The 8337-nt window shown below is 43.4% G+C and carries 7 protein-coding genes; 3 read left to right on the forward strand and 4 right to left on the reverse strand.

The genetic code is table 11. From position 1 onward, the window contains the following. Positions 1–433: 433 nt before the first annotated feature. The 3 genes from PX481_RS28400 (at position 434) to PX481_RS28410 (ending at position 3391) form a co-directional block, all read left to right on the forward strand. Positions 434–2353 carry a BRCT domain-containing protein gene (locus tag PX481_RS28400; RefSeq protein WP_288097295.1) on the forward strand — a complete coding sequence of 640 codons (1920 nt, stop codon included), beginning with the start codon at positions 434–436 and terminating at the stop codon, positions 2351–2353. A gap of 68 nt (positions 2354–2421) precedes the next feature. Further along, on the forward strand, positions 2422–2571 hold the full coding sequence (locus PX481_RS28405) for a hypothetical protein (RefSeq protein ID WP_288097297.1): 150 nt from the start codon (positions 2422–2424) through the stop codon (positions 2569–2571). After that, on the forward strand, positions 2513–3391 hold the full coding sequence (locus PX481_RS28410; protein ID WP_288097299.1) for an NAD(P)-dependent oxidoreductase: 879 nt from the start codon (positions 2513–2515) through the stop codon (positions 3389–3391). The genes PX481_RS28405 and PX481_RS28410 overlap by 59 nt, the downstream gene beginning before the upstream one ends. On the opposite strand, the gene PX481_RS28415 is transcribed toward PX481_RS28410, so the two are convergent. The 4 genes from PX481_RS28415 to PX481_RS28430 form a co-directional block, all read right to left on the reverse strand. Further along, complete coding sequence (locus PX481_RS28415; protein WP_002762185.1) at positions 3388–3738, reverse strand: 4a-hydroxytetrahydrobiopterin dehydratase; 351 nt, start codon at positions 3736–3738, stop codon at positions 3388–3390. The two genes, PX481_RS28410 and PX481_RS28415, sit on opposite strands and share 4 nt — an antisense overlap. Before the next feature lie 230 nt (positions 3739–3968). Continuing rightward, a complete protein-coding gene (locus PX481_RS28420) occupies positions 3969–5471 on the reverse strand; it encodes a DEAD/DEAH box helicase (RefSeq protein ID WP_106908979.1) in 1503 nt (500 codons plus the stop codon). A gap of 338 nt (positions 5472–5809) precedes the next feature. Beyond that, a complete protein-coding gene (htpG, locus tag PX481_RS28425) occupies positions 5810–7783 on the reverse strand; it encodes a molecular chaperone HtpG (RefSeq protein ID WP_043999364.1) in 1974 nt (657 codons plus the stop codon). Positions 7784–8042: 259 nt separating this feature from the next. Next, positions 8043–8337 (reverse strand): RibD family protein (locus tag PX481_RS28430; protein ID WP_288097301.1); only part of this gene is annotated, 295 nt, incomplete at its 5' end.

Here is an 8337-nt window from a genome sequence, read left to right on the forward strand (position 1 = left end):
AAAGCGATCGTTCAAGCCTTTAGTCAGATTACATTGCGAGACATCCATCACTGGTTTACCCATTGTTGCTATTGCGATACCCCTTTTAAAGAGCCTACCTAGTCATCCATGCTGTACCTCATTCAACTGAAACCCGCTATAGGCAATTGACAATGGATAATTATCAGCCGAAGTTCCTGCGGCAATAGGCTACTATTTTGACCATCAGGAAGAAATCAACCTGGAAATCACCCAAGAATGGGATCAGGTACAAATTAGCATAACGCGAATAGCTAAATCACCTTTTTACAACGGGATGAAAAAAGTGACTTTTTCCCCGCCCTTCCCCCGAATGCACCCCGTAACTGATATAAGTAGAGATGTAGGTCTATAACCAAAATTGCCGCATCAGTTCGGTTAGGTGACTGTTTTTCGCTTGTCTAGGAGGGTAGATATGCTCAACGAATTAATTTATGAAGGATTAGGTTTAAGTGCTGTTTTCGGAGGACTATTCCTCTGGTCGCGCTCTGGTTTCGTCAGCAAAAATACCGCCCTTTTAGCCGCACAAGCGCAATTACAGCAAAGTAACGCAGATTTGTTGGCTCAAGTCAAGGGTTTAGACGTGGCGCAATCAGAGTTAAAAGACGAAAATCAGCAGCTGCACGCCAAAATAATTTACATAGAACAACATTCCGCCCAATTACAGCACAAAGCTACGGATTTAGAAAATTCTCTCCAGTCCCTCCAGCAAGCTGTCCAGATAGGTGAGAGTGAAATTGAACAACTGAAAACCACCGCTAAGGAAATAGAAGCGGAGAAAGTGGGTTTGATGGAGCAGTTAGAGGCAGAAAAAGCCCAAATTACTAGCCTAGAGGCACAGATTCAAACTTTAGAGCAGCAAAAAGGCGAAATTAACCGTCAATTTGATTTGACCAAAAAACAGACCACCTCTCTCTATAGTCAAATTCAGACCCTAGAACAGGATAAAGCTCTCTTACAGCAAGATATAGAAAAAGCAGAGGAATTAAGGGCGAAAGTGGCCGATTTAGATCATAAAAACCAAGAATTAAGCGATTTAGCCGCCCAAATTCCCAACTTGCAAGGTCAAATTCAAACCTTAGAACAGAATCTGGCTCACCAAACAGAACAGTATGAGCGAGGACAGCAGGAAATAGCCAGCTTACAGGGTCAAATTACTGGGTTAGAGCAGCAAAAAAAGTCTCTCAGCGAAGATTTAGCCGTAAGTCAAACTCGATCGCTCTCTTTAGGGCAAGAATGCGACAATTTAACTATAAAACTGCAAGAAACCGTCGCTCAAGTGGCGGCTATAACCGACGAAAAGGACAGTCTCGGCGCTCGTCTCGAAGCAGCTAAACTGGAGTTACAAGCTTTAGAAGTCCAGAAAGAGGAATTATCGGCAGAATTAACCACTGCTGCCGAAAAAATTGCTGATTTAGAAGGGCAATTACAGGGATTAACCCAGTTACCCCAACAATTGGCTGATTCTCAGGCAAAAATTGCTGATTTAGAAGGGCAATTACAGGGATTAAACCAGTTACCCCAACAATTGGCTGATTCTCAGGCAAAAATTGCTGATTTAGAAGGGCAATTACAGGAATTAACCCAGTTACCCCAACAGCTAGAAACCTATCGGGAAAACATTTCTAATTTAGAGATTCAACTACACCAGTTAAGTGCCGAAAAAGACCAATTAGAAACCACAACTTCCCGTCATATCGAGGAATTAAGCCAACAAAATCGCCAACTAACTCAAGATTTAGAAGCCCAAAAAACAGCAGCTAAAGCTTTAGAAAAGGAAAAAATTAAGTTTGAGGGTGAGTTAGCAACTAAGCAAGCAGAAATCGCCGCTTTAGAGGTTCAAATTCAAAACCTAAAGCAAGAAAGAGACGATTTCTCTAAACAAACTACCCCTATTACCACTAATGAACCAGCAGCAATTATTAGTGAAACTCCGGTAGTAGAAGAGCAGGAAACCCCCTCGGTGATTGCCGAGGAAACTCCCCCGGTGATTGCCGAGGAAACTCCGGTAGTAGCAGCAGAAAAAATACCGGTTGCCGATACAAGTTTAGAAGTGCAACCCGCAGCGGAGATAGTCCAAACCAGTCAAGAATCCGCCGAAAATACCCTAAGGGGAAAAAGCGTAGTTATACTAGGAACCTTCAGCAAAATCAGTCGCGAGAAAGCGAAATCATTGATTATTAATGTCGGTGGTACTGTTACCAGTTCCCCCAGTGCGAACACTGATTATATTCTCCTCGGTAAAGCCCCCGGTGAGAAACTCAAAAAGGCTCAAAAATTAGGCATTAAAACCCTTTCAGAAGCCCAATTTCTGCAAATGGTAGAATTAGTTTAGCCGTCGGTTGTCAGGAGATAGGGTGGTCACTGCGTGCGCGTTGCGGAGGGTTTTGGGGTGATAGGGTGATGAAACAGCTTCCCCACTTCCCCACTTCCCCACTTCCCCACTTCCCCACTTCCCCACACCCCACACCCTGTTCCCTTGATTACCAAAATTATGAGTCAAAAAATTGCCTTTTTAGGATTAGGAGTGATGGGAGCGCCGATGACGGCTAATCTTGTCCGTCAGGGTTTTGCTGTCAATGCTTGGAATCGTACCCCAGAAGTGCCGGGGATAACCATTGCCGGGGCAGCAGGTGCGAACATTTGTTCTAGTATCGCCGCCGCCGTCAGGGATGCCGAGATTGTCTTTACCTGCGTCGGAGATGTGCCTGACGTGGAAGCGGTAATTTTAGGACCGGGGGGTGTCATGGAATCGGCAGCGGTGGGAACTCTGGTGGTGGATATGAGTACCATTGGCTCTCAAGCCGCTAGGATGATTGGTAAAAAGCTAGAGGAAAATAATCTCCGTTTTCTCGATGCTCCCGTCTCTGGTGGCGATATTGGGGCGAAAAACGGCACTTTAACTATTATGGTGGGAGGGAAAGAAGCGGATTTTCAGACTTGTCTGCCCTGTTTTCAAGCCATGGGCAAAACTATTCGCTGGTGTGGCGAAATCGGCAACGGACAAGCAGTAAAACTCTGTAATCAAGTCTTGGGGGCGGTTCACATGGTGGCGCTGTGTGAGGCTCTAAAAATGGCAAAAATTCAAGGATTAGACCCCAATTTAGTCATAGAAGTCTGTAAAACGGGGGCGGCGGGTTCTTGGGCGTTGGAAAATTTGGGACCAAAAATCCTCGCCCAAGATTTACAGCCAGCTTTTATGATTGAACATATTTTAAAAGATTTGCGATTAGTCAAAGAAACTGCCCAGACAGCCGGGGAAATTCTGCCCGGGACAGATTTAGCGGAAACTCTATTTAAAGTAGTAGCGGAATTGGACGAAGGTAAGGGAATTAAACAGGGAACCCAAGCGATGATTCGCGCCTACGATTAGGCCTTTTGTTGGCGATAAATATCATCGGTACGGGCAGCCATGATGAAATCATTTTGATGTAATCCGCCCACGTCATGGGTCCACCAAGAAACGGTAACTTTACCCCATTCTGTCAATAAAGCGGGGTGATGGCCTTCTTTTTCCGCTGCTTCTCCCACGGCATTAGTAAAGGCGATTGCCCCTTGAAAATTGGCAAATTTATAGAGTTTTTGCAGACGGGGAATACCCTCGTATTCTAAGAGATTCCAATCGGGAATTTTAGCCTGTAAAGCGGTAATTTCTTCGGCAGTGATAGGAGAAGAACCCGATTGATAAGGTTGACATTTTTGTTGGGCAAGTTCGGTCATAGGGGTATCAATTAAGATTTTTTAAGTAAGTAGTTATAATTAAATTGAAGATAGATTTTGCCTCTGATCCCCCCTGCCCCCCTTGATAAGGGGGGTGCCGATCCCCCCTGCCCCCCTTGATAAGGGGGGTGCCGATCCCCCCTGCCCCCCTTGATAAGGGGGGTATCTGACAACTTTTAACACCTACCTACTTACCTTTATTATAGAGGAAAATCCCCCAGAGAAATTTTTTATTCTTCCTCTGACTCTGGAGAACTCACCCAAGGGGTAGAAGATTCGGCAGCTTTCGGGAAAGAAAAAGATTTTTTCGGAGGAGAAGGCAATAATTCCAATTGTCGATTACTGGTTTTATAGCTAGTTTTATTTTTCTGCTCTCCCCGTCGTCGTTGGGAGGTTTTTTCCTCCGTGGTATTTTCGGCTATCACTTCATACAAAATCGCCCGTTTATCCTCTTGTTGGCCTTTTCTTAACACCCGTCCTAAACGCTGAATATATTCCCTAGTGGAACCAGTTCCCGATAAAATAATCGCGATGCGCGCTTCCGGCACATCAACCCCTTCATTGAGAACATGGGAAGTCACCAGAATTTTGTATTCTCCCTGACGAAAACGGGTCAGGATTTCATGGCGTTCTTTCACGGGAGTTTGATGGGTTATGGCAGGTATTAAAAAGCTCTCGGAAATGCGGTAAACTGTGGCATTATCGTTGGTAAAAATTAAAATTGGTTCTGGATAGTGTTCACAGATTAACTCGGCTAAAACCCGCAATTTTCCCTGGGTTCCAGAGGATATTTCCTTCGACTCCCGGTGCGCTAACATCGCCCGGCGCCCTTCGCTACTTCTGGCACTAATCATGACAAAATTTTGCCAACCATCTAAACCAGACAAACTGAGATTATTTCTTCTTAAAAAATCATTGCGAATTTTAATTGCTTCTTGATATTTTTCCTGTTCTTTTGCAGATAGTTTCACTTTAATTTGAATTATTTCATGATCGGCTAGGGCTTTTCCTGACAAGTCTTGGGGACTTTTTTGATAAACAATTGCACCAATAAGATAATCTAAATCTTGATGACTACCATCACCGCGATCCGGTGTTGCTGTTAAACCTAAACGATAGGGAGCGATCGAATCTTCCGCTATTTTCCGAAAGAAATCCGATGGTAAATGATGACATTCATCAAAAATCAAAAAAGCGTAACGATTGCCAAGAGTTTCTGAATAAATTGCCGCACTTTGATAGGTGGCGATTAAAATAGCACTATTATCCTTAGAACCTCCCCCTAATAATCCCACCTCGGCATCGGGAAAAGCCGCCAACATCTGGGCATACCACTGGTGCATTAAATCAATAGTCGGCACGATAATTAAGGTACTGCGGGGAGTCGATTGTAGAGCTAATTGGGCAAGATAGGTTTTACCGGCAGCGGTGGGAAGGACAATGACACCCCTTCTCTGGGATTTTTTCCAAGCGATTAACGCTTCCGTTTGGTGGGGGTAGGGTTCCCGTTCAAAACTGGCAATTAATTCTAAATTGTTGAAAGCTTTTGCTTCATCTTGGAAGTTAATGCCCTCCTCCTGTAGAGTTTCCACGAGAGGACGATAATGAATGGCCAAAATGCGAAATCTTTCGATACGATCATCCCAAGTGGCAAAATCTAGCCATTTTTTCCCTTTTGGTGGTGGATGGAGAATTAAGGTTCCTCGCTCATATTTGAGGGTGGGTAAGCGCATTTTTCAGTTATCAGTAAACAGTAAACAGTTATCAGTAAACAGAACGTAGGTTGGATTGAAGCATGAAACCCAACGCCCGCTCATGTTACGCTACCGCTAACCCATCCTACAAATAATTGTGCCTCCCTACTTATCAGTAAACAGTAAACAGTAAACAGTAAACAGTATAAGTGAACTGAAAACTTACATCTGATAACTGATAACTGATAACTGATAACTGATTCAAGGCTGACGGCGGCAAGATAGCTTATCGCTAGATTATATTGATCGGGTTAAAAAAATAGAGTGTGAATTAACACACTCTCAGCATATCGAAACAGCCAAAGTTTGGCAATAGATTAAATCTTTTCGGTTAGCTTAGTCAGAACGCGATTGGAACGTTCCACAAAAGCTTGCATTCCCTCGGCATCAAATCCTTTTTGAGCGATTAAAGCTAAATCATAAACGTGCTGACAGAGCATTTTCGCTAATTGCGCCGATGGAGATTCGCCACTACCGGTAACAATACTTCCCTGACTAATCTGGATAATCTGTTGAATTAGAGGATGATTAGTATTAATCATCAGAATATGTTCTTCGGGGAAAGCCATGGCTTTTTGCTGCATCATTGCCGTCATTTCCTGTAAGCGTCGCATCGCTTCTGGAAGTAAGACAATTGCCGGGGGAGTACCTTGGGGATCATCGGATTTCAAGGCTTCAGTTTTGATATTGATGCGGGAATTATCAAGGGCTTTGGCGAAGATTTCTTTGATTAATTCAGCCCGGGTTTTATTACTACCGGGATCGATAATTTCACTAGCTTGATCCTGTTCGAGCAGCGTCGAGTCTAATTCAGAATCAACCCGGGTGAATTTCACATCAGAATATTCTCTTTCTAGGAAAGGAATAAAGTAATTAGTATCGATGAAAGAATCAAAGAAGAGGATTTCTAACCCTTGATTTTTGTAGAGTTCAACGTAGGTGGATTGGCTACGAGGATCGGTACAGTAAAAAACTCGATTTTCGTGGCGTTCTTTATGGCGTTCTAGGTAGGCTTTGAGAGTAGTATAACCTTCCTGTTCGATCGCTTCTAGGGGAGTTTTCGCCGTTGCTTCTTGCCATGCGTCACCTTCGGCGGTTTGCACTGCCACTTGTACCGGGGTTTCTGGGGGTTTGTAGGTAGTGCGATAGATTAAAATATCTTCTACCTGCTGTTTAAATTTATCCTCTTTCAAGGAACCAAATTTAATAAAAGTTCCCACATCTCCCCAACAACGAATATATTCTTTTGCGTCTTCATTGTAGAGAGATTTGAGGCGATCAGCAATTTTTTTGGCAATAAAATCGGCAATACGGCGAACGGTGCGATCTTTGGTTAAAGCACTTCGAGACACATTTAAAGGAATATCTGGACTATCGATGACTCCTCGCAAGGGTATCAGGAAATCGGGAATAATTTCCTCGCAATGATCGCTGACAAAAACCTGATTACAGAATAACTTTAATTGTCCTTTTGAGACATCCACATCCGGTCTGAGTTTGGGAAAGTAGAGAATGCCATTGAGCAAGAAAGGATAATCGGTATTCAGATGTACCCAGAGTAAAGGTTCTTCTTGGAAAGGATAGAGATAACGATAAAATTCTAGGTAGTCTTCTTTAGTCAGATTTTGAGGAGATTCTTTCCATAAAGCCCGTTGTTGATTAATCACTTCCCCATCAATTTTAATGGGAACAGGCATAAAATCCGAGTAGGTTTTGACTAACTGGCGAATGCGGGCAGGTTCTAAATATTCCCCTTCCTCATCCATTAAAGTTAGGGTGATAGTGGTGCCGATTTGGCTGCGGGAAGAATCGGTTAGTTCAAACTCTGGAGAACCATCACAAGACCAATGGACAGGGGTAGCACCTTCCTGATAGGAAAGAGTATCAATTTCTACCTTTTTAGCCACCATAAAAGCCGAGTAAAAACCTAGGCCAAAATGACCGATTAAATCGTTGGCTGATTTTTGGTATTTATTGATAAATTCTTCCGCACTAGAAAAGGCAACTTGGTTAATATATTTCTTGATTTCTTCCGCCGTCATCCCGATACCGTTATCGGTAATTGATAGGGTACGATTTTCTTTATCGATGGCGAGATTAATTTCTGGTTCGGGGACTTCTCCTCTCGCTTCTCCTGCTAAGGAAGCCATTTTTAATTTCGAGATGGCATCAACACTATTAGATATCAATTCCCGCAGAAAAATTTCATGGTCAGTGTAGAGAGATTTTTTGATAATAGGGAAGATATTCTCGGTATGAATCGTGATATTACCTTTTTCGAGTACCGTCATACGTTCAATCACTAAGGGTTTGACTATTCTAACTTTTTTATTTTGCTCGATAATGGCACCATTGATCACAGAGCGATTGCCCAACTTCTTCTAGGGGGATAACCGTACCGATAAAGGCATTTAACGGCAGCGGGGCGATTTCTAGAACTCGCTCGCAAAAATCGGGGTTAATTGCCAGATTATCGGGGTTATTGATGACTTTGTGACTTTTGCAAGCGGTTGGTTGAGATTTGCTGATTGAGGGGGAATTGCAGTAGCTCTACTGTTCACTTTGCAGATATCCCTCGATCAAAATATCGGGATTGAGATAATTAACCGTGACATTTTCTAGCTGTAAAGCTTGACTCATTAACTGGAATCCTAAATCACCCACGGCAGTGGGTGCCTGGATTCCCCCGATGATTTTGGGCGCAATAAAAGCGATAATTTTTTGTACCATGCCCTCAGCGATCGCCGCTGCACTTAAACCGCCGCCGCACTCCCACAAAACCTGACAAAATCCCCTCTGATAAAGATTTTCCATCACTAAAGTGGGTGTCACCTCGGTTAGTTCG

The sequence above is a fragment of the Microcystis sp. M53603_WE2 genome (genome assembly GCF_030065435.1).